Annotated in this window: 25 protein-coding genes; 13 read left to right on the top strand and 12 right to left on the bottom strand. The window is 67.7% G+C overall.

All coding sequences use genetic code 11. The features are described from left to right. Positions 1-1,602 (bottom strand): phosphoglycerate dehydrogenase, encoded by a 1,602-nt coding sequence (gene serA, locus MU521_RS07910; protein WP_092690544.1) that lies wholly within the window; start codon positions 1,600-1,602, stop codon positions 1-3. A gap of 181 nt (positions 1,603-1,783) precedes the next feature. Between serA and MU521_RS07915 the strand changes: the two genes are divergently transcribed. Continuing rightward, entirely contained in the window at positions 1,784-2,422 is a 639-nt protein-coding gene (locus MU521_RS07915; RefSeq protein ID WP_092690541.1) for a DUF7504 family protein, read from the top strand. A gap of 3 nt (positions 2,423-2,425) precedes the next feature. Here the strand turns inward: MU521_RS07915 and MU521_RS07920 are convergent, their stop codons facing one another. Further along, positions 2,426-2,866 (bottom strand): DUF7522 family protein, encoded by a 441-nt coding sequence (locus tag MU521_RS07920; RefSeq protein ID WP_092690538.1) that lies wholly within the window; start codon positions 2,864-2,866, stop codon positions 2,426-2,428. Positions 2,867-2,976: 110 nt separating this feature from the next. On the opposite strand from MU521_RS07920, the gene serB reads away from it, so the two are divergent. Further along, positions 2,977-3,612, top strand: a complete 636-nt coding sequence (gene serB / locus MU521_RS07925; protein WP_092690536.1) for a phosphoserine phosphatase SerB — start codon at positions 2,977-2,979, stop codon at positions 3,610-3,612. A 137-nt stretch (positions 3,613-3,749) separates the two neighbouring features. Then, entirely contained in the window at positions 3,750-4,463 is a 714-nt protein-coding gene (locus tag MU521_RS07930) for a hypothetical protein (protein ID WP_092690533.1), read from the top strand. Here MU521_RS07930 and MU521_RS07935 read toward each other — a convergent pair. Next, positions 4,460-5,755 carry an O-acetylhomoserine aminocarboxypropyltransferase/cysteine synthase family protein gene (locus MU521_RS07935; RefSeq protein WP_092690531.1) on the bottom strand — a complete coding sequence of 432 codons (1,296 nt, stop codon included), beginning with the start codon at positions 5,753-5,755 and terminating at the stop codon, positions 4,460-4,462. The two genes, MU521_RS07930 and MU521_RS07935, sit on opposite strands and share 4 nt — an antisense overlap. A 132-nt stretch (positions 5,756-5,887) precedes the next feature. Here MU521_RS07935 and MU521_RS07940 point away from each other — a divergent pair, with 132 nt between their 5' ends. After that, complete coding sequence (locus MU521_RS07940) at positions 5,888-6,148, top strand: hypothetical protein (protein WP_092690528.1); 261 nt, start codon at positions 5,888-5,890, stop codon at positions 6,146-6,148. Between the two features lie 20 nt (positions 6,149-6,168). On the opposite strand, the gene metX is transcribed toward MU521_RS07940, so the two are convergent. The 3 genes from metX to MU521_RS07955 form a co-directional block, all read right to left on the bottom strand. After that, complete coding sequence (metX, locus tag MU521_RS07945; protein WP_092690526.1) at positions 6,169-7,374, bottom strand: homoserine O-acetyltransferase MetX; 1,206 nt, start codon at positions 7,372-7,374, stop codon at positions 6,169-6,171. 1 nt (position 7,375) lies between these two features. After that, positions 7,376-8,674 carry an O-acetylhomoserine aminocarboxypropyltransferase/cysteine synthase family protein gene (locus tag MU521_RS07950; RefSeq protein ID WP_092690523.1) on the bottom strand — a complete coding sequence of 433 codons (1,299 nt, stop codon included), beginning with the start codon at positions 8,672-8,674 and terminating at the stop codon, positions 7,376-7,378. A 132-nt stretch (positions 8,675-8,806) separates the two neighbouring features. After that, positions 8,807-9,178, bottom strand: coding sequence for a hypothetical protein (locus MU521_RS07955; protein WP_139171080.1), 372 nt, complete (start codon positions 9,176-9,178; stop codon positions 8,807-8,809). Between the two features lie 316 nt (positions 9,179-9,494). Here MU521_RS07955 and MU521_RS07960 point away from each other — a divergent pair, with 316 nt between their 5' ends. From MU521_RS07960 to MU521_RS07970, 3 genes are read left to right on the top strand one after another with little or no spacing between them, the layout of a single operon-like run. Further along, positions 9,495-10,604: a pyridoxal-phosphate-dependent aminotransferase family protein gene (locus MU521_RS07960; protein WP_092690517.1), complete on the top strand. Its 1,110-nt coding sequence runs from the start codon at positions 9,495-9,497 to the stop codon at positions 10,602-10,604. Between the two features lie 44 nt (positions 10,605-10,648). Further along, positions 10,649-12,727: an NAD-dependent DNA ligase LigA gene (ligA, locus tag MU521_RS07965; RefSeq protein WP_092690514.1), complete on the top strand. Its 2,079-nt coding sequence runs from the start codon at positions 10,649-10,651 to the stop codon at positions 12,725-12,727. A gap of 37 nt (positions 12,728-12,764) precedes the next feature. Beyond that, positions 12,765-13,355: a hypothetical protein gene (locus MU521_RS07970; protein WP_092690512.1), complete on the top strand. Its 591-nt coding sequence runs from the start codon at positions 12,765-12,767 to the stop codon at positions 13,353-13,355. Positions 13,356-13,743: 388 nt separating this feature from the next. Here the strand turns inward: MU521_RS07970 and MU521_RS07975 are convergent, their stop codons facing one another. Together MU521_RS07975 and MU521_RS07980 are read right to left on the bottom strand one after the other, a co-directional pair. Further along, a complete protein-coding gene (locus MU521_RS07975) occupies positions 13,744-14,007 on the bottom strand; it encodes a DUF7967 family protein (RefSeq protein WP_092690509.1) in 264 nt (87 codons plus the stop codon). Then, positions 14,007-14,273: a DUF7967 family protein gene (locus tag MU521_RS07980; protein ID WP_092690507.1), complete on the bottom strand. Its 267-nt coding sequence runs from the start codon at positions 14,271-14,273 to the stop codon at positions 14,007-14,009. The genes MU521_RS07975 and MU521_RS07980 overlap by 1 nt, the downstream gene beginning before the upstream one ends. Before the next feature lie 80 nt (positions 14,274-14,353). Between MU521_RS07980 and MU521_RS07985 the strand changes: the two genes are divergently transcribed. From MU521_RS07985 to MU521_RS08005, 5 genes are all read left to right on the top strand, one after another. Next, positions 14,354-15,286: a hypothetical protein gene (locus MU521_RS07985; protein ID WP_139171079.1), complete on the top strand. Its 933-nt coding sequence runs from the start codon at positions 14,354-14,356 to the stop codon at positions 15,284-15,286. Positions 15,287-15,320: 34 nt separating this feature from the next. Next, positions 15,321-17,078 carry an excinuclease ABC subunit C gene (locus tag MU521_RS07990; protein WP_092690502.1) on the top strand — a complete coding sequence of 586 codons (1,758 nt, stop codon included), beginning with the start codon at positions 15,321-15,323 and terminating at the stop codon, positions 17,076-17,078. A 295-nt stretch (positions 17,079-17,373) separates the two neighbouring features. After that, positions 17,374-19,101, top strand: coding sequence for a hypothetical protein (locus MU521_RS07995; protein WP_092690499.1), 1,728 nt, complete (start codon positions 17,374-17,376; stop codon positions 19,099-19,101). Positions 19,102-19,203: 102 nt separating this feature from the next. Beyond that, positions 19,204-20,358, top strand: coding sequence for an SPFH domain-containing protein (locus MU521_RS08000; protein ID WP_092690497.1), 1,155 nt, complete (start codon positions 19,204-19,206; stop codon positions 20,356-20,358). 86 nt (positions 20,359-20,444) lie between these two features. Further along, complete coding sequence (locus MU521_RS08005) at positions 20,445-21,248, top strand: MOSC domain-containing protein (RefSeq protein WP_092690494.1); 804 nt, start codon at positions 20,445-20,447, stop codon at positions 21,246-21,248. Between the two features lie 2 nt (positions 21,249-21,250). Here the strand turns inward: MU521_RS08005 and MU521_RS08010 are convergent, their stop codons facing one another. Both MU521_RS08010 and MU521_RS08015 read right to left on the bottom strand, forming a co-directional pair. Continuing rightward, positions 21,251-21,688, bottom strand: a complete 438-nt coding sequence (locus MU521_RS08010) for a universal stress protein (RefSeq protein ID WP_092690490.1) — start codon at positions 21,686-21,688, stop codon at positions 21,251-21,253. 6 nt (positions 21,689-21,694) lie between these two features. Then, positions 21,695-22,777, bottom strand: coding sequence for a sulfite exporter TauE/SafE family protein (locus MU521_RS08015; protein WP_092690486.1), 1,083 nt, complete (start codon positions 22,775-22,777; stop codon positions 21,695-21,697). 217 nt (positions 22,778-22,994) lie between these two features. Between MU521_RS08015 and MU521_RS08020 the strand changes: the two genes are divergently transcribed. Further along, complete coding sequence (locus tag MU521_RS08020; RefSeq protein ID WP_092690483.1) at positions 22,995-23,186, top strand: hypothetical protein; 192 nt, start codon at positions 22,995-22,997, stop codon at positions 23,184-23,186. Positions 23,187-23,352: 166 nt separating this feature from the next. On the opposite strand, the gene uvrB is transcribed toward MU521_RS08020, so the two are convergent. Together uvrB and MU521_RS08030 are read right to left on the bottom strand one after the other, a co-directional pair. Further along, positions 23,353-25,413 (bottom strand): excinuclease ABC subunit UvrB, encoded by a 2,061-nt coding sequence (gene uvrB / locus MU521_RS08025; protein ID WP_092690481.1) that lies wholly within the window; start codon positions 25,411-25,413, stop codon positions 23,353-23,355. A 46-nt stretch (positions 25,414-25,459) separates the two neighbouring features. Beyond that, the gene (locus MU521_RS08030) at positions 25,460-25,603 is read right to left on the bottom strand and encodes a hypothetical protein (RefSeq protein ID WP_175452822.1); all 144 of its coding nucleotides are present in this window, start codon (positions 25,601-25,603) and stop codon (positions 25,460-25,462) included. Positions 25,604-25,616 lie beyond the last annotated feature (13 nt).

A 25,616-nucleotide genomic window follows, 5' to 3' on the forward strand; every position in this document is an offset into this window, starting at 1 on the left:
TTACTCGTCGTCTTCGGCCGCGCCGTTGAGGCTGATGTAGCTCACGTCGATGATCCGCTCGTCGTCGAGGATCGCGTCGAACACCTCGTCGCTCGGCGGGTCGTCGAGGTTGTAGACCGAGAGCGCTTCGCCGCCGATGGTCTCGCGGGCGTTGAACATCGCCGCGATGTTGACGCCGTGGTCGCCCAGCGTCGAGCCGATGAACCCGATGACGCCGGGCACGTCGTCGTTGCGCGCGACGAGCATGTGGCCGTGCGGGATGGCGTCGACGCGGTAGCCGTCGATCCGCACGATCCGCGGGTCCTCGCCGGCGAACTGGGTGCCACAGACGCTGACCTCGTCGTCACCGTTGCGGACGGTGACGGTAACGAGACTCTGGAAGTCCTCGGAGGAGCGGCTCTTTTTCTCTGTTACGTCGATACCGCGCTCGTCGGCGATCCGGGGCGCGTTGACGGCGTTGACCTGCCACTCCAGGGGCTCGAAACAGCCCTTGAGGGCGCTGGCAGTCACCAGATCCAGCTCTTCCTCGGCGATCTCGCCCTCGTAGGAGATTTCGACCTCCTCGACGCGGTCGTCGAACAGCTGGACGGCGATCTTGCCGGCCGTCTCCGCGAGGTCGATGTACGGTCGCACGCGGGGGAACGCCGACTCGTCCATCGACGGGGCGTTCAGCGCGTTCATGACGGGTTCGCCCCGGAACGCGGCCAGCACCTGATCGGCCGTGGCGGTCGCGACGTTCTCCTGTGCGGCCTCCGTACTCGCGCCGAGGTGGGGCGTGACGATCACGTCGTCCACGTCCAGGAGCGGGTTGTCCTGATCGACCGGTTCCTCGGCGAACACGTCGATTGCGGCCCCCTTCAGCTGGCCGTTCTCGACGGCTTCGGCCAGCGCGGGCTCGTCGATGATGCCACCGCGGGCGCAGTTGACGACGTAGCCGCCGCCGAGCGTGGCGAGTTCGTCCTCGCCGATCATGTTCTCGGTCTCGGGCGTCAGCGGCGTGTGGATCGTGATGAGATCCGCCTGGTCGAGACACGCCTCCAGATCGTCCGCGAGGTCGGCACCGAGCTGGTCGGCCCGTTCCTCGGAGATGTAGGGGTCGAACGCGACGAGGTTCATGCCCAGACTACCCAGGCGCTTGGCGACCTCCTGGCCGACGCGGCCGAGGCCGACGATGCCCAGCGTCTTGCCGTTGAGTTCCGTACCGAGGAACTCGCCTTTGGCCCACTCGCCGCCCCGGAGGCGGACGTGGGCCTGCGGGATCGAGCGGGCGGTGGCGAACGTCATCGCGACGGTGTGTTCGGCGGCCGCGCGGACGTTGCCCTCGGGTGCGTTGGCGACGATGACGCCGTGTTCGGTCGCGGCGTCGATGTCGATGTTGTCCACACCGATGCCGGCGCGACCGACGATGACGAGGTCGTTCGCGGCATCGAGCACCTCGTCGGTGACCTCGGTGCCCGAGCGGACGATCAGCGCGTTCGCGTCGGCGACGGCGTCGAGCAGTGCCTCACCCTCCACGTCGTAGGCCGTCTCCACGTCGTGGCCCGCCGCGCGCAGGCGTTGGATCCCTGCGTCGGCGATCGGGTCCGTGACGAGTACCTTCATGGTCGACCCATTCCAGCCTGCCGGCATAACCCTTTCTTCATCGCCTCGCACCGTATCGGGAGCGAGCGTCCGCCTCGCGTGGGATTCGTCCGCACGGTCGCCCGAGCGCAGGCGGTCGAACCCCCGGTCACGTCCCGACGCTGGGAGAGGGTTGATATAGCGGGCGGCCCTGAGCGGTGGTGTGAGCGACGGGACCGAAACGCCGCTCGACCTGGAGGCGCTCCCGACGGGGGAGAGCGTGCTGATCGCCGGACCAGCGATGACTGGCAAGCGCCGGCTGTTGTTCGACCTGGTGGGGGCCAGTCCGGACGGGACCGCCCTCCTCGTCACGACCAAGCGCGGTGCCGACCGCTTCCGGGAGCGCTTTCTGGCGGGCCGGGACGCCGACGACTGGGACATCCGGTCGGTCGACTGCGTCTCCCGGAGCCGCGGGTTCACCCAGCACCGGGACAGCGATACCGTGAAGTACGTCACCAGCGCCGGCGACCTCACGGGTGTCGGGATCGCCGCGTCGGGCTTCTTGCGGGAGTTCTACCACGCCGACCGCGCGGCCCGCGTCGGTCTGCACTCGCTGTCGACGATGCTGATGTACGCGGATCTCCGACGGGTCTACCAGTTCGCCCACGTCATGACCGGCCGCATCGAGTCCTCGGGCTTCGCCGGCGCGTTCACGCTCGATACGACCGCGCGCAACACCGAGTCGCTGGACGTGCTGACCCAGGTGTTCGACGCGCTGGTCGAGGTACGCGAGGACGGAAACGGCCCCGAGCTCAAAGTGAGAGGCGGCGACTTCGGCCCCCGGACGTGGACCACGTTCTGACGGCTATTCGTCCAGCTGTTCGTGAACGAGATCGACAAGCGGTGCCTCCGTCCGGTCGAAGGTGAACACGATTCCCGACCACTCACGGAAGGGGAAGTGGGCCACGAGGACGTTGTCGTAGAACCGCATCGTCGCGTCGAGCGTGCCGAAATCGAACAGCGCGCCCTCCTGTGGCGGATCGCTCAGTCCCTTCATGATGAGCGTCTCGGCGCGCTCTTCGCGTTCGGGGAGCGAGAGGGTCTCGGCCACGTCTTCGCGGAGAAAGAGCACGTCGTAGTCGTCGGCGGCGTACCGGATCGCCGAGCGAAGGGAGGCGTCGGATTCGTCCTGCAGGTCGTCGATGAGGTCACGGACGTGGTCGTCCACGTCGTCGAGTTCGTCGTCGTCGATCTCCGCCATCTCGTCCGATGGGGCCTCGAGATCGTCCGGCGGGGTGTCGGCCATGCCGCGTACGTAGTCACGAGCGGATATAAGCGCAGGGGACGGTTCGGGGTCGGCGACGCCGACCGACGAAAACCACCGCCCTTGAAGCCCCCGGCCGCGAACGGGAGAATATGACACTCGTGGCCTTCGACTTCGACGGCACGCTCTCGGACTCGGAGATGACCGTCCTGCTGGGCGAGCAGTGCGGGGTCGCCGACCAGATGGCGGAGATCACCCAGCGGGCGATGAACGACGAGATCGGCTACGCCGAGAGCCTCCGCAGTCGGTGTGAACTGCTGGAGGGGCTCACCCAGGACAAGGCCGAGGCCGCCTTCGATCAGGTCGTCCTCCGGGCGGACGCCGCCATGGTCATCGAGCACCTCAACGAGGCCGGCATCCACACCGCCATCCTGACCGGTGGGTTCGAGCGCGGCGTCGAGCGCGCACTCGAAAAGGCCGGTGTCACCGTCGACTCCATCGTCGCCAACCGGCTTCCGGTGGAAGCGGGCGAACTCACCGGCGAGGTCGAGGGCCCGCTCATCGAGGGGACCAAAGACGACGCCCTCGAAGACCTGGCCGGCACGGTCGGCGTGGAGATGGCCGACACCATCGCCGTCGGCGACGGGGCCAACGACATGCCGATGCTGGAAGTCGCGGGCCTGTCGGTCGGGTTCGATCCGAAACCGGCCGTCGAACCCGCGTGTGACACCATCGTCCTCTCGATGGCCGAACTCCACGGACTCCTGGAGGCCGAAGGCGTCCTCTAACGGCCGCGCTGTCCGGCCGACGAACGGTATCGTGATGGGGCGGCCGCCGATCTTTTCATGCCATCTCTGATTTTAATTTACGTCGTACTGGGCGGAGGCCTTTTGTGTAGGAAACGTGTACAGGAAGTGTCTTGAGTGTGAGTCTGTTTCCCACGCAACAGTGGCTCGACGCATACCGGCGCGAGATCAACGAGAGCGCTGCGCTGGACGACGTCGGTGTCGGCTGGGGTGTGGGGTCGAACGGTGACGTGCTGATCGTGGTCGAGGACCTGCCGCTTTCGGAGACGCGGATCGGGGACCTGCCGGAGCTGGTGTTCGAGGGCGTCCCGGAGAAAATCCGGAACGACATCGACGACGTGACGCTCGACGAGGCACCCGAGTTGATCGACGACGGGGTCCGCGAGCACTTCCCGCCGGTGTCACAGGACCTCCTCGATCAACTCGAGTTCTGTGTCCACGAGGGGAACATCTACTGTTACATCGGGCTGGAGAACGGGAAGTGTCCCGAGGTGGAAATTCTCGACGGGCCCGACGACCGCGAGGTCAACGCGGTGCTCGAAGCCGAGTGGGACATCTGGCAGGCGATCATCGACGGCCGGCCGGCCACCTCGGCCGTCCTCGGCGGTGACCTATCCATCGAGACCGACGGCCCCTTCGGGCCACAGACGCTGACGGTGCTGCAGTTGCTCGGCGACGTGGCGGCCGACGTAGCGACCACCTTCATGTTCGAGCAGTCCCGCCGGTCGATGCCGGACCTCGTGCTGGACGAGGCAGTCCGGCAACCCGCCGCGTTCCAGAAACTGGCCTACCGGCAGGCCGCGCTGACCAGTCGGCTCTTTAGCCTGTTCTAGGTCGACTGAGCGATGGCCTGATCGAGGTCGGCCGTGATGTCCTCGACGCCCTCCAGTCCCACGGAGAGGCGGACCAGATCGTCGGTGACACCTGCGGCTTCCTTCTCCTCGTCGGTGAGTTGCTGGTGGGTCGTGCTGGCGGGATGGATGATGAGCGTCTTGGCGTCGCCGACGTTGGCCAGCAGGCTGGCGACCTCGGTGGACTCGACCGTGCCACGGGCGGCATCGTAGCCGTCTTCCAGCCCGAACGTGATCATGCCGCCATACCCCCCGTCGAGGTACTTCGAGGCGTTGTCGTGGGTCTCGTGGCCTTCCAGGCCGGGATAGGTGACCCACGAGACCTCGGGGTGGTCCTGGAGGAACTCCGCGACGGCCATGGCGTTTTCACAGTGGGCGCTCATGCGCTGGGGCAGGGTCTCGACGCCCTGGAGGGTCTGCCAGGCGTCGAAGGGGGACTGCTGGTTGCCCAGGTCGCGCAGGCCGCGCGCGATGGCGGTGTAGGTGAACGCCTGCTCGCCCATGGCTTCGGCGAAGTTGACGCCGTGGTAGGCGGGGTTGTCCGTCGCGATCTCGGGGTAGTCCTCGGCGTGGGCGCTCCAGTCGAAGTTGCCCCCGTCGACGACGACGCCGCCGACGGTCGTCCCGTGACCGTGGATCCACTTCGTCGTGGAGTTCCAGACGAGGTTCGCGCCGTGTTCGATGGGGTTGCACAGGTACGGCGTCGCGAATGTGTTGTCCACGAACAGCGGGATGCCGTGATCGTCGGCGATCTCCGCGAGGCGGTCGAAATCGGGCGTGACCAGCGCGGGGTTGCCGATGGTCTCGCAGTGGATGTACTTCGTGTTCTCGTCGATGGCGTCCTCGTAGGCCTCGTAATCGAGGGTGTCGACGAACCGCGCCTCGACACCTTTCCTGGGGAGCGTGTGGGTGTAGTAGGTGTAGGTCCCCCCATAGAGCGAGGAAGCGGTGACGATGTTGTCGCCCGGCCCGGCCAGCACGAAGTCGGTGAGGTTGAGCGCACCCATCCCGGAGGCCGTGGCGACCGCGCCGACGCCACCCTCCAGCGCGGCGATGCGCTCCTGCAGGGTCTCGACGGTCGGGTTCATCAGCCGCGAGTAGATGTAGCCCGGTTTCGCCAGCGCGAACTGGTCGGCGGCGTCCTCGGCGTCCTCGAACACGTAGCTCGTGGTCTGGTAGATCGGCGGTGCGCGCGCCCCCGTGGCCGGATCCGGGTCTTCCTGGCCGACGTGGAGCGACTTCGTCTCGATCTGGTCGTCGTCGTCGTCCGTCATGGCTGGGGGCGATTCACACGCCCCGAAGAAATAGCTGTCCACTCGTGGGTGACAGTGGCCGAATACGTTCGGGCCGGAGCCGTCTCCCCGGTGTGGATGGGTTCATATTTCTCCGGTGAGAAGCGACGGGCGATGAGTGGTCGCGTCGGTCGGACCGGAAGCGTCGTCCTCGAACGACTCAGTGACAATCCGCTGGCCGTCGCCGGGTTCGTCGCCGCCCTCGGGGCCGCCGTGACCGTGCTCGCGACGGCCAGCGACCGGAGCGGGGCGGCGCTGACCGATCCCGCGCAGGCGGCGACGGTACTGGCGGCCGTGCCGGCCGTCGCGGTCGCGCAACCGGCCCACGTCGCGGCGTTTCTGGTGGGTGTGGCTGCAGCCGTCTCCGCGCGGTGAGCGGAGCGGCTCACACCTGCTCAGGAGAACAGACTCGTGTGGACGGGCGCGAACTGACTCTCGGGTTCGTCGTCCTCGGCGGTGTCGGTGATCGCCTTCCCGTCGACCCCCGAATCGAGGAAGTCGGCGAGGGGCGGCCCCACTTTCTCGGGTTCGACGAGGAAGGCGTCGTGACCGTGGTCGGATTCGATGACGTGGTGGGCGACCGGCGTGTCGAGGTCGCGGAAGGCCTCCGCGACCTGTTCGGACTGCTCGGTCGTGAAGTGCCAGTCACCGGTAAAGGACATCAGCAGGGCCTCGCCCTCGAAGGCACTGAGGGCGTCGGCGTCGTCCTCGAAGCCGGCGGCGAGGTCGTAGTTGTCCATCGACCGGGTGAGATAGAGGTAGGCGTTGGCGTCGAACCGCTCGACGAACTTCTCGGCCTGGTAGTCCAGATAGGACTCCACGTCCCGGTAGGGGAAGAAGGTTCCAGCGGGGTCGACGGGGAAGGTCCGCATGGCGTCCCGGCCCGCGGCACGGCGGCCGAACTTCTGTTCCATCGAGGCCTTCGAGAGGTACATGATGTGGCCGATCTGGCGGGCCAGCGCCAGGCCATCGGTGGGTTCGTCGTCGGTGTCGTAGTAGTCGCCGCCCTGCCAGGCGTCGTCAGTGGTGATAGCCCGGCGGGCGACCGCATCGAGGGCGAGACACTGCGGGTCGAGGCGGGCGGCGGCGGCGATGGACACCACGCGCTCGACGTGGTCGGGGTGGCGTTTCGCCCAGTCCAGGGCGTTCATGCCGCCGACGCTCCCGCCGACGACGGCGTGGAGCGCGGGAATCCCGAGTTCGTCGAGCAGGCGGCGCTGGGCTTCCGTCCAGTCGCCGACCGTGACGGCGGGGAAGTCGGTGCCGTAGGGCTCGCCGGTCTCGGGGTTCTCGCTGGCCGGGCCCGTGGTGCCGTAGCAGGAGCCGGGAACGTTGGCACACACCACGTAGTACTCGGTGGTGTCGATGGCCTTCCCCGGGCCGACGATGTCGTCCCACCACGCGCGGGCCTGGCCGCTGGTGTCTTTGCCGGTCCTGTGGCCGGCGACGTGTGAACTGCCGGTCAGGGCGTGACAGACCAGCACCGCGTTCTCGCCGGTGAACTCGCCGTAGGCCTCGTAGGCGACTTCGAGGTCGGGGATGGACTCCCCGCACTCGAACTCGAACTCGCCGACCGAGATCGTGTCGCGTTCGACCTCCATGCTACGTCCTCGTGGCCGTCGCGATGGCTTGGTCGAGGTCTGCCTTGATATCTTCGACGTCCTCGATGCCGACCGAGAGCCGCAGGAGGTCGGGCGTGACGCCGCTTTTGCGCTGTTCGTCCTCGGTCAACTGAGCGTGGGTGGTGCTCGCGGGGTGGACGACCAGCGTCTTGGCGTCGCCGACGTTGGCGAGGAATTGTCCGAGCTCGACCGACTCGCACACGTCACGGCCGGCCTCGTAGCCGTCTTCCAGCCCGAAGGCGATCATGCCGCCGTAGCCCCCCTCCAGATACTCGCTGGCGTTGTCGTGGGTCTCGTGGTGCTCCAGGCCCGGGTAGGTGACCCACGCGACTTCCGGGTGGTCGTCGAGGTGTTCCGCGACGGCCATCGCGTTCTCGCAGTGGCGCTCCATCCGGACGGCGAGCGTCTCCGAGCCCTGGAGGGTCTGCCAGGCGTCGAAGGGTTTCTGCCCGTCGCCAAGGGCCCGGAGAGACCGATAGCGGGCGGCGGCGGCGAACGCGCGGTCACCGAACCGCTCGCTGAAGGTCGTCCCGTCGAAGACAGGATTCGGCGCGCCGATCTCGGGGTACTTCTCGGGGAACTCTCCCCAGGCGAAGGAGCCGCCGTCGACGAGGACGCCGCCGACGGTCGTGCCCGACCCGTGGATCCACTTCGTCGTCGACTCCCAGACGATGTCCGCGCCGTGATCGAGGGGCGTACAGAGCGCGGGCGTCCCGAACGTGTTGTCGACGAACAGCGGCACGTCGTTTGCCTCACAGACGGCAGCCAGTTCGTCGAAATCGGGCGTGACCAGCGCGGGGTTGCCGATGGTCTCACAGTGGACGTAGGCGGTGTCCGCGTCGATGGCGTCGTCGTAGGCCGCGTAGTCCAGCGTGTCGACGAAGCGGGCCTCGACCCCGCGCCGGCGGGCGTTGTGTGAGAGATAGGTGTGGGTCCCGCCGTAGATCGACGAGGCCGAGACCACGTTGTCGCCGGCTTCGGCCAGCACCGACGTGGCGGCGTCCAGCGCCGCCATCCCGGCACCCGTGGCGACGGCGTCGACCCCGTTCTCCAGCGCGGCCAGTCGCTCCTCCAGGGTCCGGACCGTCGGGTTGTGAAACCGCGAGTAGATGTTACCGTCGCCCTCCAGCGCGAACAGGTCCGCCGCGTGCTCCGCGTCCTCGAAGACGTAGGACGTTGTCTGATAGATCGGCGGCGCGCGTGCCCCCGTCGCCGGATCCGGCTCTTCCTGGCCGGCGTGGACACACCGCGTCCCGAACCGTCGCGTGTCGTCAGTCATGTACCACACTCATATATCTCAAGCCATCTATAACCGAGAGTTACGGCAATATTTCTGTGAGTGTTCGTGACACACGGGAGAGTGGCCGTGAAATCGGACACTGTAGTCGACGGGGCGAGAAGACGCGGGCAGTCAGGCGTCCGATTCCGTCGGTGCGGCGGTCCCGGTCGGGGTGGCGGTCGCGTTGCCGGTCGGCGTGGTCGAGGTCGTCGAGCCGTTCGGTGCGGTCTCGTTCCCGCAGGGCTCCTCTTCGAGGATCTCGTCGATCGCCAGTTCGGCCAGTTTCCGGCCGGTGAGGACGAAGCCGTCGTCCTCGCTCACGTTCGACCGGGAGTCCTCGTAGTCGGAGGCGTTCGTCCGGTTCTGGAGGCGCTCTTTCGAGATGTTCTGGGTCTCGTCGACCGGTTCACACCGGCTCGAATCGGCCGTGCTGGACGCCACCGCGATTCCGGTCCCGGCGAGGACGGCGAGTACCGCCATCACGAGTGTACGTTTTCGGACCATCGGTGTCGGAGGGCCCCACAGCGTGTCACGCCGGGAGCGTTCGCGTTTATGTTCTTGTATTTCCTATTTGGAATTTACGATCCGTCGGGGCGAAACCGATGCCGTCGAGGGGTTGCGCGCGAAGCGGGTGTATAGCCACCCGGCTCGCTACCCTGTGCGCCGAGAGCGACGTGGTGGCCGTCGTCGGGCGGGGTCACCTCGATCCGCTGGCCGAACGACTCTGCGGGGACGGATCCGACTGAATGGCCGGCCCCCGCCGCGGTATCAAAACTACCATGCCCCCCGGCCGAGGAGTTGGGGGTACCAGGTGGTTTCGGTGACCAAGAAACAGGAATACACGGGCGACTATCCCGACAAGACGCTGTATCTTCCGGGGCCGACGGAGGTCCGCGACGACGTGATCGAGGCGATGGCGGAACCGATGTTCGGCCACCGCATGGACCGGATGACGGACCTCTACACGACCATCGTGGAGGACACCAAGGAGTTCCTCGGCACCGACGACGAAGTGATCGTCCTCACGGCCTCGGGGACCGAGTTCTGGGAGGCCACGACGCTCAACCTCGTCGAGGACCGCATGCTCGTCCCCACGAGCGGCGCGTTCAGTGAACGCCAGGCCAACGTGGCCGAGCGCCTCGGCAAGGAGGTCGACCGCATCGAGTACGAGTGGGGGCAGGCGGTCAAACCCGAGGACATCCGCGACGCGCTGGAGGAGAGCGACGAGGGCTACGACGCCGTCGGCGTCGTCATGAACGAGACCTCCACGGGCGTCCGCAACCCCGTCGAGGAGATCGGCGACCTACTGGGTGACTACCCCGACACCTACTTCGTCGTCGACGCCATCTCCTGTCTCGGCGGCGACTACGTCGACATCGAGGCCCACGACGTCGACTGCATCTTCACCTCCACGCAGAAGGCCTTCGCCATGCCGCCGGGGCTGGCCATCTGTACCGTCAGCGACGCCGCCTACGAGCGCGAAGTCGAGAAAGGCGACTCCTCGTGGTACGGTGGCTTCCGGCGCTGTCTGGACTACTACGACCGGAAGGGCCAGACCCACTCGACCCCCGCCATCCCGATCATGCTCGCCTACCGCAAGCAGATGAAACACATGCTCGAAGAGGGCCACGATGCCCGCGACCAGCGCCACCGCGAGATGGCCGAGTACACCCGCGAGTGGGCCCGCGAACACTTCGGTCTGTACCCCGAGGACGGCTACGAATCCCAGACCGTGACCTGCATCGAGAACACGCGCGATATTAACGTGGCCGAGACCGTCGAGCAGGTGTCCGAGGAGTACGACATGGTCTTTTCCAGCGGCTACGGCGACATCTCCGAGGAGAGTTTCCGCATCGGCCACATGGGCGAACACACCGTCGAGAGCATCAAAGAGCTCACCGACGCCATCGAAGACGTGGCCGGGCTCTGACGGGAGACCACGGGACTCTATACGGACCCGATACAGGAGCCGATATGGACGCGGACGCACCGGCCGACAACCCCTACGTCACGGAGCCGGACACCGACTTCGCGCCGGTCGCTGCTATCGACGAGAACCGAGCCCGCGAGCAAGCCCAGCAGTTGCGCGAGGCGATCCGCTATCACGACTACCGCTACTACGTCGAGACCGATCCAGTGATCGGCGACCGTACCTACGACGCCCTGTTCTCGCGGTTGCAAGACCTCGAAGCCGAGTTCGATCTCGATACCGAGGACAGCCCGACCCGCCGCGTGGGCGGCGACGCCGTCGACGAACTCGATTCGGTCGAACACGTCGCGGAGATGCTCTCCATCGACCAGAGCGGCGAGACAGAGGAGGTCCGGGCGTTCGACGAACGCGTCCGGGACGGGCTGGACGACGCCGACTGGGACGGAAACCTGCGGTACGTCTGTGAGCCCAAGTTCGACGGGCTCTCGGTCGAGATCGTCTACGAGGCCGGCCAGTACGAACGGGCAGCGACCCGCGGCGACGGCGTGGAGGGCGACGACGTGACCGAGAACGTCCGGACCATCCCGAGCGTGCCCCAGCGGCTCCGCGGGGACTACCCCGAGTTCCTCGCCGTGCGGGGCGAGGTGTACATGCCCAAGGCTGCATTCCGAGAGTACAACAAGGAACGGGTCGAGCGCGGGGAAGACGCCTTCGCCAACCCGCGCAACGCCGCCGCGGGCACGCTCCGACAACTCGACCCCTCGGTGACGGCCGAGCGCCCGCTCTCGATCTTCTTTTTCGGCGTGCTGGACGCCAGCGAGCATGCAGAGAGCCAGCAGGCCGACCTCCGGGCGCTCCGGGAGTGGGGTCTCCGAGTCGCCGAGGAAGTCGAGGTGGTCGACGATATCGAGGCCGCCATCGACTACCGCGACGCGATGCTCGACGGGCGCGAGGACCTGCCCTACGAGATCGACGGCGTCGTCATCAAGGTCGACGACCGCGAGGCCCGTGACCTGCTGGGCGCGACCAGCCGGCACCCGCGGTGGGCCTTCGCCTACAAGTTCCCCGCCCGCAAGGAGGTGACACGGGTCACCGACATCGTCGTCCAGGTCGGCCGGACGGGGCGGCTGACACCCGTCGCCCTGCTGGACCCCGTCGAGGTCTCCGGCGTGACGGTCTCGCGGGCCAGCCTCCACAACCCCGACGAGATCGAGCGCCTGGGCGTCGGCGTCGGTGACTCGGTGCGGGTCAAACGCGCCGGCGACGTGATCCCCGACGTGGAGGAAGTCGTCGAGGACCGCACCGAGAGCCACTTTTCGTTCCCGGATCACTGTCCGGCCTGTGACAGCGCCGTCGAGCGCGACGGGCCCATGGCCTACTGCACCGGCGGGCTGGCCTGTCCCGCCCAGCTGGAGCGGGCCATCGAACACTACGCCAGCCGCACGGGGCTAGATATCGAGGGCCTGGGCCCCGAACGGATCGAGCAGCTCATGGACGCCGGGCTAGTCGAGCGCCTGCCCGACCTCTACGCGCTCGACCGCGAGGCCGTGGCCGATCTGGAAGGGTGGGGCGAGACGAGCGCCGAGAACCTGCTCACCGAGATCGAGGCGGCACGGGAGCCACCGCTTCCGGAGTTCCTCGCGGCCATCGGCGTCCCCGAGGTCGGCCCCAGCACCGCCAAATCGCTGGCCCGCGAGTTCGGCGACCTCGACGCCGTGATGGCTGCCGACACCGAGGAACTCCAGTCCGTCGCCGACGTGGGTCCGACCGTCGCCCGCGAGATCCGGGAGTTTTTCGAATCGGCACGCAACCGTGAGGTGATCGAACAGTTGCGCGAGCGCGGCGTCGATCCTCAGCCGGTCGAGGCCGACGCCGGCGACGAACTCGCCGGCGAGACGTTCGTGTTCACCGGCTCACTGGACGAGTTCACGCGCTCGGCGGCCCAGGACCTGGTCGAGGCCAACGGGGGGTCGGCCACCAGCAGCGTCTCGGGCAACACCGACTATCTTGTCGTCGGCGAGAACCCGGGGACCAACAAACGCGAGGACGCCGCGGCCGAAGACGTCCCGGAAATCGACGAGGACGAGTTCCTGGCCCTGCTGGACGAGCGGGGCGTGCTGTAGCCCAAGTGATTTTTCGGGGGCCCCTGTACCCGCGAGTATGCCCTCCAGACTCGACGCGCTCCGAAAACTCTCCAGACGCGACCTGCTCGCCGCCGGAGCGGGAAGTCTCCTGACACTGGGCGCGACCAGCGCCCTCGGCCGGCCCTCGGTCCGGTTGACCGGCGGTCACGCGGACCTCCATCCGGCCGCCGACCGCGCCATCGACAACGGCCTCCAGCAGGACGGCGAGGAACAGGCGTACGTCACGCTCGTCGCCGACGAAGCGCCGGCCGTGGCAGGCCCCGACCTCGACCCCGAAGTTCGGGAGACGCTGAAAACCGCCGAGACCGACGAGAAGGGTGGCGTTTTCCACGTCATCATCCAGACGCGCTCGACGTTCGAGTCGGCGTACTACCTGACGCCGGCCGGCCTCCGCGATCCCTACTGGCGCGGGCGGGACACACTGGTGGTCCCGGTCACTGTCGAGGAGTGGGGGTCGCTCGACGGAATCGACGACGACGCCAGGCGCGAGCGACTCCGGTCGGCCGAGGAACTGGTCACGACCTCGATCTGGGGCGTCACACCTGCGCTGCACGTCTTCCCGAGCAACGTCGATCTGGCGCAGGTTCACCGGGAGTACGTCGGGTAGCGGATGGCCGGCCACGACGAACGCGCGCCTGAGTCTGTCCGTGACGGCTCGCGGCTCCCCCGCCGCCGCTCGCTCGTTCGATGCCTCTCCCTGCGTCGCCGGCGTGGTCCGAGAGAGCAAAGCTCTCTCGTCATCACCAGAACGCTCCGCGTTCTGGTTAGCAGCCAGATGCCGACGGCGTCTGGCGACATCACGAAAGGCGCGAAGCGCCTTTCGAACGACGACGCGCCGGCTGCCAGAGGGATCTTCGATCCCTCACTGGTCGGGCCATCCGGCTCGCGGTTTCACCGCTTGCTCGTTCGATGGCCCTCCCTGCGGTCGGGCCATCCGGCTCGCGGTTTCACCGCTTGCTCGTTCGATGGCCCTCCCTGCGGTCGGGCCATCCGGCTCACACCTCGTCGTCGGGATCGTGTCGCTCGGCCATCCGCTCGGCCTCGGTCGCGTACCGCTCCCGGTCCTCGGGATCGACGGCTTCCAGGCGGTCGGGTTCCACGTCGAGGCCGGCGGTGACGGTCGAGTCGAACAGCATCCGCGTCGAGCGTTGCTGGAAGACAGCCCGCTGGCCGTCCGGCGTCGCGTAGACGAGCGTCACCATGTCCTCGTGTTCGTACTCGCGGGCGACGAGCCAGACGCGAACGGTCTCGTCGGACATCAGATCTCGTCGTCGGGGCCGTTGTTCTCGGCGACGCGGTCGGCCTCGCTGGCGTAGCGCTCCCGCAAGTCAGGGTCGTCCACCGGCTTCAACTGGTCGGCAGTGGCCTCCTTTGCGGCGGTGACACCGCTACCCTGGAGCATGTTCGATGAGCGGTTACTCTGCATGTAGCGTTCGCCGTCGGGGGTGGCGTACACGAGCGTGAGCAGTCCCTTGTCGCTGTACTCGCGCTCGACGAGCCAGACCCGTTCGGTCCCGTCGGTCATACCGGGGATTGCAGGCCGGCCGGCTTGTATCCACTCATCGCACGTCAGGTTCATGTGTGCTGGCCGACAACCGGCAGGGCATGCAGCGGTGGAGCGAGCAGGCCAGCCGTCGCCTCAGGGACGGCGAACGGATCGAGACGACGGTGCCCATCGGCGAGAACGGGATCGTCGTCACCAGCCAGCGCGTGCTGGCGTTCACCCCCGACGGCGACGGGTCGAACTTCCGGGCCATCGAGCGGCCCAACGTCGAGGGCGTCGGCCGCGAGACCGTCGGCGAGACCGGCTGGATCGGCTACGCGCTCCGGGGCCTGGTCGCGGGCGTGGCCGGCGTCGGGGTCGGCCTCGTCGTCGACTTCGACTCGCTGATCGACCTCGGCACGATCGACCCGCAGGCCGCCGGGCGGACCGGAATGGGCGGTATGCTCGGCCTCCTCGGACAGATTTCGAACGCGGTGGGGATGCTCGGCGAGGCCCTGCTGGTGGGCGGCCTGCTCGGCTTCGCGGCGGCACTGGGCGCAGTCGGGATGTACATCGAGAGCCGGACGGCGATCATCGAGGTTACAGTCGCCGGCGACGCGGACCTGCACGTTCCGTCCGCAGACGGTGACGACGACCCGGTCGCGCGACTGCGACGGCACCTCTCGGGCACGCCCGCAGGCGAACCGCTGGCGGAAGCCGCCGAATCGAGCGACCGCGGAACGCTCGGGACGATCGTGGACTCGCTCACCGGCGACGACGCGGACGCGGCCGAGGCGTCCGCCGTCACCGAACCGTCGGTCGACGACCGGCCCGAGGACGACACGACCCCCAACGCCGAGACTCGCGGGACGAACGCGGAGGCGTCCCCCGACGAGGTCTCGGCGGCCACCGGCTCGGCGAGCGAGGACGACGCGGCGGCCCCGGTGGAGACGGCCGAGTCGGCGGACGCCACCGAGGCGATCAGAGAAGCATCCGAGTCAGCGCAGGAAGCCCCCGCCGAGGAGATTCTGGACTTCGACGACGACGAAGAGTAATCCACATACACGGCGGGCCCGTACGGCCTCCGAGATGGACCCGAGCGAGGTCCGTGATCGGGCGGCCGACCTGCCCCGCGAGCCGGGGAGCTACCAGTTCCTCGACGAGTCGGGGGTCGTGCTGTACGTCGGGAAGGCCGTCGACCTGCGCGACCGGGTGCGCTCCTACAGTGATCCGCGGGGCGAGCGCATCCGCCGGATGGTCGAGCGGGCCACCGACCTGGACGTGGCCGTCACCGACACGGAGACCCAGGCGCTGCTTCTGGAGGCCAACCTCATCAAGCGCCACCAGCCCCGCTACAACGTCCGGCTGAAAGACGACAAGTCCTATCCACTGGTTCAGTTGACCGACCACGACGTCCCTCGCATCGAGATCACCCGGGATCCCGACGACGACGCGACCGTCTACGGCCCGTTCACGGACAAGGGCCGCGTGGAGACGGTCGTCAAGGCCCTGCGGGAGACCTACGGCCTGCGGGGGTGTTCCGATCACAAGTACGCCAACCGCGACCGGCCGTGTCTGGACTACGAGGTCGGGCTCTGTACCGCGCCCTGCACCGGCGAGATCGGCGCGGAGGCCTACACCGAGGACGTCGAGAGCGTCCGGCGGTTCTTCGAGGGCGAGACGGGCGTGCTGGCAGACCCCATCCGGCGGGAGATGGAACAGGCGGCCCAGGCGGAGGCGTTCGAGCGCGCCGCGAACCTCCGGGATCGGCTGGATGCCGTCGAGGCGTTCCACGGCGAGGGCGGCGAGGCCGTCAGCGCGGGCGGGCGCGACGGCGAGCGGGCCGTCGACGTGCTGGGCGCGACCGTCGAGGGCGACGAGGCGACGGTCGCTCGCCTCCACGCCGCCGACGGCCAGCTCGTCGAGCGCGAACGCCACACGCTGGCCGCGCCGGAGGGCGACGACGGCGAGACCCGGATCGGCGCGGTGTTCGCCGCGTTCGTCCCGCAGTACTACGCCGAGCGGGCGTTGCCCGACGCCATCCTGCTGTCCGAGCGACCCGACGACCCCGAACTCGACGCCTGGCTCGCCGCGGAGGGAGTCGAACTCAGGGTGCCCGGCGCGGGCCGGGAGGCCAAGCTGGTCGATCTGGCGCTGAAGAACGCCCGCCGGGGCGTCGGTGCCCGGGACGACGGGGGAGCGGCGCTGGCGGAGGCGCTGGGGCTGGACGCGCCCGTCGAGCGCATCGAGGGGTTCGACGTGAGCCACGCCCAGGGCAGCGCGGTCGTCGGCAGCAACGTCACCTTCGTCGACGGGAGCCCGGAGAAAAGCGACTACCGGCGGCGGAAACTCGACGAGCGCAACGACGACTACGCGAACATGCGGGCGCTGGTGCGCTGGCGGGCCGAGCGCGCCGTCGAGGGCCGCGACGACCGCCCCGACCCCGACCTGCTCCTGATCGACGGCGGCGACGGGCAACTCGGCGCGGCCCGGGACGCCCTCGCGGAGACGGGCTGGAGCCGGCCCGCCGTCGCGCTCGCCAAGGAAGAGGAACTGGTGGTGACACCCGCCGGAACGTACGACTGGGACGACGACGCGCCCCACCTCCACCTCTGTCAGCGGGTCCGCGACGAGGCCCACCGCTTCGCCGTCCAGTACCACCAGTCCCTGCGCGACGACGTGTCGACGGCGCTGGACGACGTGCCGGGCGTCGGTCCCGAGACCCGCCGGCGACTCCTCCGGCGGTTCGGCAGCGTCGAGAACGTCCGCGGGGCCGACCCCGACCAGCTCCGGCAGGTCGACGGTGTCGGCGAGCAGACCGCCGAGACCATCGCCTCGCGACTGTGACCGCGAGCGCACCGACGATCTGATGGAATACCAACAGGACGGAGGTGGCGATGCAAGCCCCCTGCGCGGTTCGTTTCGTTCGTTCTCCGGTGGGAAAATTCTAAGACGTTGCAGAATGATATGAAGACGAGCATGGGGGAGGGAGTGAACAGCGCGGGCGTCGCGGGTGGTCCGGCGCTCGGAGACGAGACCACGGGACGGAGGACCGGCCGGGAGGCACGGGCGTGGCAGTCCGGGGGGACACGGCGGGGACGCCGTCGACACGCCTGCAGCCGGTCCGGAGGGGGACCGGGTGATGACAACTGACGAGGGCACGCCCTGGTCGGTGATCGGCAGCGTCGCCGTCCTCCTCGCCGTGGCCGTAGTCGGTGGCCTCGCGTTCTCGAACGCGGGACCGGCCGGCACAGCGGTCGCCACGCAGTCCAACGACACCGACTGGAACACGACCAACGGTTCGACCGCGGTCGCCCCGGGCTGTCCGCCCGCCGACGCGCTCCGGCAGGAAGTGTTCGACGGCCTGGAAACCCGTAGCATCAAGGAAGTCCGGTCAGTCATCCCGTCCGAGGCCGTCAGATGTCTCCCCGAAGACGTACTGGAGACGTTGAATCTCGGGAACGGGACGGACGATTCGACCGCGGAGAACGACGGGAACGGGACAGACGGTACCGACTCGAGCGAGGAGACGAACCCGACGGACGGCTCCGATTCGACCGACGAGACCGGTTCGGGCGGCGACTGTCCGCCAGCCGACGTGATCCGGCTGGAGGTCAACGCGGCGCTGGCCGACGAGTCCAAAGCCGAGGTGCGGGCGGAGTTCACCGACGAGGAGATCGACTGCCTCCCCGCGGACGTGAAAGACGACCTGAACATCGGGGACGGCAGTTCGGGGAGCGGGAACGGAACCGACGACGCGACCGGCGACAGCACGACCGGCGTCGAGTGTCCGTCGGACGAGACGATCCGCGAGTCGATCGAGACGGCGCTTGCGGGCTCGTCGGCCGCGACGGTCCGCGAGAAGATTCCGGAGGAGTACGAGGACTGTCTCCCCGCGGACGTGAAATCGAAGCTGTACGTGGGGACCAGCGCGTCCGCGGACTCGACAGCAACCGACACCACGACAGCGACGGGGAGCGACACCGGGGCCGAGACGGCGACTGACGGTGGCGGCGTGAACTGTCCGCCGGCCGAAACCATCCGGAAGGACGTGAACAGAACGCTCGAAAAGATGTCGGCCGCGCAGTTCCGGACGATGGTTCCCGAGCAGTACGTCGAGTGTTTCCCGCCGGACGTGCGCGAGCGACTCGGACTGACGGCGAGTTCGGGGCCGTCGACCGACGGCGACTCGCGGTCGTCCACCGACGGGGCGGCATCGGCCGACTCGTCGACACCGATGGACGACCCCGATTCCGAGGTGTTCGACTCGGACGGTGACGGCGTCGTCAACGCGCGGGACTACGCACCGTACAACGCCAGCGTGCAGTTCGCGGATTCGGACGGCGACGGTGTCCCGGACCCGTACGATTACGCACCGCGTGACCCCGACGTGCAGGACGAAGGCGACGTGGCGGCAGCCGCCGATCCGGGCGGCGACGACGGGAGCAGTGGCGGGAGCGGCGACAGCATCCCGGTCGCCGCCGGATCGGCGTTGCTCCTCGTCCTGACGGCCGGCACCGGGGTGATCGTCTACCGCCGCTTCGGGGGGACCGGATCGGACGACGACGGGTTGCCCCAGCCGACCGGTGCCGAGTCGATGATGGCCGAGGCGAACAGTTCGGACCCACACGACGTGTTCGGCGAGAGCGCGTTCGACGCCGACGACTCGCCCGGCACGGACACGGAGTTCGCGTTCGACGACCACGCGGCCGACGACGGCGGGTTCGTCTTCGACAACGAGACGGACGAGGACGTGATCACGCTCGACAGCGACGGCTCGGTCCCCGACGAGGAGACCGAGACCGGCTTCGTCTTCGAGGGCGGACCGAGCGCGGAACTCGACGACGCGGGCGAACCCGCGGACGATTGACGGGGCCGCTGGCGTCCCGTGCCGGGCGAACGGCGGGACCCCGACCCGGCCGAGCCGGTCCGCCCACCAACAGTTAAACCCCAGGGCGTCGAAGCCACAGGCATGACAGACGGGGGTCGGGAGAGTCTCGCGTACAAGCTCGGGCGAGCGAGCGCGAGCGGCGGCTCGCCGGCCTCGCCCCGCAGAATCGCGGCCTCGCTGGCCGTCTTCGGGGTCGTCCTCTTCCTCTTCGACGTGATCGGCGGGACGGAGCTCGTCGGGGTCCTCCTGCTGGCCATCGCCGTCGTGGCGGTCAACAGCGCGGTCGTCATCGTCCAGGCCACCGAGAAGCAGGTGCTGACGGTGCTGGGGAGTTACCGACGGACGCTCGACCCGGGGATCAACTTCGTGCCGCCGTTCGTCTCGACGACCCACAGCTACGACATGCGAACGCAGACGATGGACGTGCCCCAGCAGGAGGCGATCACGCGTGACAACTCGCCCGTGACCGCCGACGCCGTCGTCTACATCAAGGTGATGGACGCGAAGCAGGCATTCCTCGAGGTCGAGGGCTACAAACGCGCCGTCTCCAACCTCGCACAGACGACGCTGCGGGCGGTGCTGGGCGACATGGAACTGGACGACACGCTGAGCAAGCGGGGGAAGATCAACGCCGTCATCCGCCGGGAGCTGGACGAGCCGACCGACGAGTGGGGCGTCCGCGTCGAGTCCGTCGAGGTCCGCGAGGTGAAACCCTCCGCGGACGTGGAGGACGCGATGGAGCAACAGACCGCCGCCGAGCGCCGCCGGCGCGCCATGATCCTCGAAGCCCAGGGCGAGCGCCGGTCGGCCATCGAGCGCGCCCAGGGGGACAAACAGTCCGACATCATCCGCGCCCAGGGCGAAAAGCAGAGCCAGATCCTCGAAGCCCAGGGTGACGCCGTCTCGACGGTCCTCCGGGCGCGATCCGCCGAGTCCATGGGCGAACGGGCGATCGTCGACAGGGGGATGGAGACGCTGTCGAGCATCGGCCAGAGCCCGTCGACGACGTACGTCCTGCCCCAGGAACTGTCCTCGCTGGTCGGTCGCTACGGCAAACACCTCTCCGGCAGCGACGTACAGACCAGCGGTGAGGGGACGCTGGAGAGTCTGGAGTTCGACGCGGAGACCCGCGAGATGCTCGGCCTCGACGACATCGCGGCGACCCTGGAGGAACTCGACACCGAGGCCGAGCGGCCGACGGGCACCGCCGAGGCGGCGGCCGACGGTGACGACTGACCGAACGTCCACCGGTTCGAGGGATACGCCGTCGTGCGTTCGGGATCACAACTATTGAGCGGGCGGCCGACGAACCGCTCGTCACGATGCCCACGCTCTCCCGCATCACCGTCTTCCCCGTCAAATCCCTGGACGGGCTGACACTCGACAGCGCCACCGTCGGCGAGCGGGGCGCGCTCGAACTCGACCGCGAGTACGCACTCTTCGACGTCGACGGCGAGTACGTCAACGGGAAAGCCACCGCGAAGATCCACCGGCTCCAGTCGTCGTTCGACCCCGCGACCCACGAACTGACCGTCGGTCGGTACGGCGACGACGAGCGCCACAGCTTCTCGCTGCGCGACGAGGCGGGGCGGGCGGCCTGTGGCGAGTGGCTCACCGACTTCTTCGGCGACCCCGTCACCGTCGAGCGCGACGACGCGGGTGGCTATCCGGACGACGAGGACCTCCACGGGCCGACGGTGATCAGCACCGGCACGGTGCGGGCGGTCGCCGACTGGTTCGACCTCCCGCCCGAGAACGTCCGGCGGCGGTTCCGGGCCAACATCGAGATTGGCAGTCCGGAACCGTTCTGGGAGGATCGGCTGTTCGCCGATCACGGCGAGGTCGTCGCGTTCGCGGTCGGGGACTGCCGGGTCCACGGCGTCAACCCGTGTCAGCGGTGTGTCGTGCCGACGCGGGACCCCGACACGGGCGAAGAGACCGAAGATTTCCGCGAGCGATTCATCCAGCGTCGGGAGGCGACCCTCCCGGAGTGGACGCCCTCGGAGCGGTTCGACCACCCCTATCGGCTCATGTTGAACACGGTGGTCCCCGAAGCGTCGTGGGACACCGAGATCGCGGTGGGCGACGAGGTGACGGTCGACGGCGTTCGAACGGCCGAGTTCTGAGGTCAGTCCTCGTCGAGTCGGACGGTCATCACGGGAACCGGGGACTTGCGGACGACTTTCTCGGCGACGCTCCCGATGAGGTAGTGGTCGATACCGGTGCGGCCGTGGGTACCCATGACGACGAGATCGACGGGAAGATCGTCGATGGCGTCGAGAATTGCCGTCTTCGGGACGCCCTCGGCGACGTGGGTCTCGACGGCCACACCGTCCGGGAGCGCGTCGACGGCGGCTGCGACGGCGTCTTCGGCGCGCTCGTGTTCGGCTTCGTCCCAGACTTTCGAGGAGAGGCCGCTGCTGGGACTCTCGAATCGGTTGCGCGTGTCGGCGACCGAGAGGACGTGGACCGTGGCGTCGAATCGTTCGGCGACGGCCGCGGCGTGGTCGGCGGCCGCGGCGAACCCCTCGCTGCCGTCGGTCGGGAGGAGGATGTGCTGGTACATCGTGAATCAGAAGCCCCCGCTCGCCATCAGGAACAGTGCGATCGCGATCAGCGTAAAGAGGACGCCGACACCCACCTGGATCGTCTCCGTGTCGAGCGCGCTGGAGACGTATGGCGCGATCTGACCGCCCGTGACGGTCGCGGGGACGGTGAACACGACCATGTTCCAGGGTGTCGACGCGATGCTCAGCGCGTGGATGCCGGGGATGACGCTCCCGGCGAACACGTGGACGATGGACGCGAGGATCGCCGTGGTCGCGACGACGATGTGGTTGGTGCCGATGGCCACCCGCGTCGGAACGTCCGTCCGGAGCTGGGAGATGATGCCGAGTTCGCCGATCCCGAACCCGGCCAGCCCCTGGAAGGTGCCGCCGATGCTGTAGTTGGCGAAGCGTTCGAGGTACCCCGACCAGGTGTACTCGTAGGTGTCGCCCTGCGTGTCGACTCGCGTGATCTGCCCGTCGTCGGCGGCGTCGACCCCGGCGGGACCGAGTTTCCCGGCGTCGTCGGGCAGGTCCCGCTCGGAGCCGCCGTCGGCGGTCACCTCGGTGTCGTCACCGGTGGGTTCGTCGTGTGCCAGATCCGCTTTGAACATCAGGTAGGCGGCCGTCATGAGCGCGGCCCCGAGCGCCGCGTGGAAGAGCCACTCCGGGATGAAAAACGACAGGAGTGCGCCACCGACCACGAAGGGGATGCTGCCGCCGACGAGCGTGAGCGCCAGCCGACGGTCGACGAGGCCGTACCGGATGAACGCGATGGCCGAACTGGACAGACCGAACGACTCGCTGATCAACCCGACCTTCACCAGGGTTTCTGGACCGATCGGATACGCCAGCAGCGGGAAGATGAAGATGAAAAACGGCACGAACAGGGCCGACCCGCTGATGCCGACGGTGTTCACGGTGGTCGCGCCCAGCAGGAAGAAGGGGAACAGCCACCAGTACTCCAGCCAGTAGCTCGTCCCACTCCCCTCGGTCGGCGCAAACAGGAGCACTGTAGCCACGAATATCACTGGGGCAGTGAACACGAAGAAGTGCTGATACCTCAGGAACGTCTTCTGGAACCTGCTGGACGCTGACGACGCGGTCATTTGATTCTTGAATCCCGGTTTGGGAATTGCCTTACAAATGTCTTGTCGTTTGCTCGGGCTCTGATCCCCGACAATCGGATACAACCGGTAACTTTTCGACCGACAGTGACAGACCGTTATATTTGCGGCCGGGTTAGTGGCAACAACTGCCGACTCGACCACCGACGAATACGTTCCCCAAATCTTTAAGACAGACCCGAATAAACTAATGGATGTAATGAGCCTTAAGGAGGGACTTCCGACGGAAGCCGAGCAGTCCACAGAGAGTGAGCGCCGGATGGACTCGGAGTCTCTCCCGCCGACAGCGGAGCCCCCAGCGACTGGTCTCCGCGGCAAGCTCAAACGGTTCAGTCGAGACTGGTCCCGCCGCTACGTCGAGATGCGGGTTCAGGCGCGGACGCGGAAGTAGAGCGCGGACGTAACACCCGACCGACCCGGAACGGGAGTGTCGGGTGAATTTTGTGTGAACGAGCCGGTATCGGTCACGCCGTGTGACCGGATTCGGGAGACGAACGACGAGTCTTCCGGCGCACGCGGTTTCTGGAAACGGTAGGTCGCCAGCGACGGCCGTCCCCTCAGAACTCCTCGGCCGGTTCCGGGACGACGCCGTCTTCCGCGTCCTGTAGCTCGTACTCCTGGCGCAACTCGCGGATGCGGTCCCGGATGTCGGCGGCGAGTTCGAACTCCAGGTTGTCGGCGGCCTCGTCCATCCGTTCCTGCAGGTCGGCGATCAACTGCTCGGCCTCGTCCTCGTCGCTCGGGTCCATCCCGGAGACGGTGCCGGTGTCGGTCTTGGCCCCGGGGAGATTCGTCTCGCCGACCGGTTTGTCGATGGTCGTCGGCTCGAAGCCGTGTTCGTCGTTGTACGCCTGTTGAATCTCCCGGCGGCGGTTGGTCTCCGCGATGGCCGACTCCATGGCCGAACTCACCTCGTCGGCGTACAGCACCACCTCGCCATTGACGTTCCGCGCGGCCCGCCCCATCGTCTGGACGAGCGTCGTCTCGCTCCTGAGGAAGCCCTCCTGGTCGGCGTCGAGGATGGCGACCAGCGAGACCTCCGGAATGTCTAGCCCCTCCCGGAGCAGGTTGATGCCGACGAGAACGTCGATCTCGCCCAGCCGGAGCGAGCGGATCAGTTCGTGTCGTTCGAGCGTGTCGGTCTCGTCGTGCATGTACGCCACGTCGACGCCGGCCTCTTCGAGATACTCGGTGAGGTCCTCGGCCATCCGCTTGGTGAGCGTCGTCACCAGGACGCGCTCGTCGCGTGCGACGCGGTCGTCGATCCGGTCCATCAGGTCGTCGACCTGCCCCGTCGCGTCGGCGATCTCGACCGCGGGGTCGACGAGGTGGGTGGGTCGGACGATCTGTTCGACCACTTGGTCGCTTTCCTCGCGCTCGTACTCACCGGGCGTCGCGCTCACGAACAGGGTCTTCCCGGTCTTGTCCTCGAACTCCTCGAACGTGAGCGGGCGGTTGTCGAAGGCGGTGGGGAGCCGAAACCCGTTCTCGACCAGGCTCTCCTTCCGGCTCTTGTCGCCCTCGTACTGCCCGCGGATCTGGGGCACGGTCTGGTGGGACTCGTCGATGACGGTCAGGAAGTCGTCGGGGAAGTAGTCCAGCAGGGTGTACGGTGCCTCCCCGGATTCGCGATCCGAGAGGTGGACGGAGTAGTTCTCGATGCCGGAACAGTAGCCGGTCTCTTTCAGCATCTCCAGATCGAAGGTGGTGCGTTCCTCGATGCGCTGGGCGGCGACGGCGTCGCCGTTGCGCTCGAAGTAGCGTACACGCTGTTCTAGCAGCTCCTCGATCTCCGCGATGGCCTCTTCGAGGCGCTGCTCGGGGATCGAGTAGTGCTCTGCGGGGTGGAGCAGGACGGCGGGATCCTGGCTCTTGACCTCGCCCTCGAGCGGGTCGATCTTCACGAGCCGGTCGATCTCGTCGCCCCAGAACTCCACGCGGACGGCGTAGCGGCCGTACATCGGATAGATTTCGAGGGTGTCGCCCCGGACGCGGAAGGTCCCCTGCGTGAAGTCCACGTCGTTGCGCTCGTAGTTGAGGTCGACCAGCTGGCCGAGCAACTCGTCGCGTTCGATCTCTTGGCCCTGCCGGAGTTCGAGGGACATGTCGACGTAGTTGCGCGGGTCACCGAGGCCGTAGATGGCCGAGACGGAGGCGACGACGATCACGTCGTCCCGCGTCAAAAGCGAGCGGGTCGCGGAGTGGCGCAGGCGGTCGATCTCGTCGTTGATCGAGGCGTCCTTGTCGATGAAGGTGTCCGTCTGCTCGACGTAGGCCTCGGGCTGGTAGTAGTCGTAGTAGCTGACGAAGTACTCGACGGCGTTGTCGGGGAACAGTTCCCGGAACTCCTCGTACAACTGCGCGGCCAGCGTCTTGTTGTGGGCGATCACCAGCGTCGGCTTCTGGATCTCCTCGATCACCCACGAGACCGTGTTGGTCTTGCCCGAGCCGGTGACGCCCAGCAGGGTCTGCGTGTCCATGCCCTGCCGGAAGCCGTCGGCCAGTTGCTCGATGGCCTCGGGCTGGTCACCCGCGGGGTCGAACGGCGCGTCGACGCGGAACTCGCGGTCCACGTCCGGACGGTCGGGCGAGAGGGGGTTCCCGGAGGTGTCGCTCATTGCAGGAAGACTAGGGCCGCGGATACTTCAGGCGCTCGCTCGCGAGTTAGAGTGGCATGTCTTCGGTCCGGATACGTTTCAGCTCGCGTGGGTCCATCGGCTCGGCGTCGTCGGCCTGTGTCTCTTCGTCGATACAACCAGTCATCTTCTCGATGAGTTCTGGCCGGGACACCGAACCGTCGTCGTCCACACATTCATTACTG

This window comes from Halorientalis regularis, from assembly GCF_023698535.1.
In the GTDB taxonomy this organism is placed as follows: domain Archaea; phylum Halobacteriota; class Halobacteria; order Halobacteriales; family Haloarculaceae; genus Halorientalis; species Halorientalis regularis.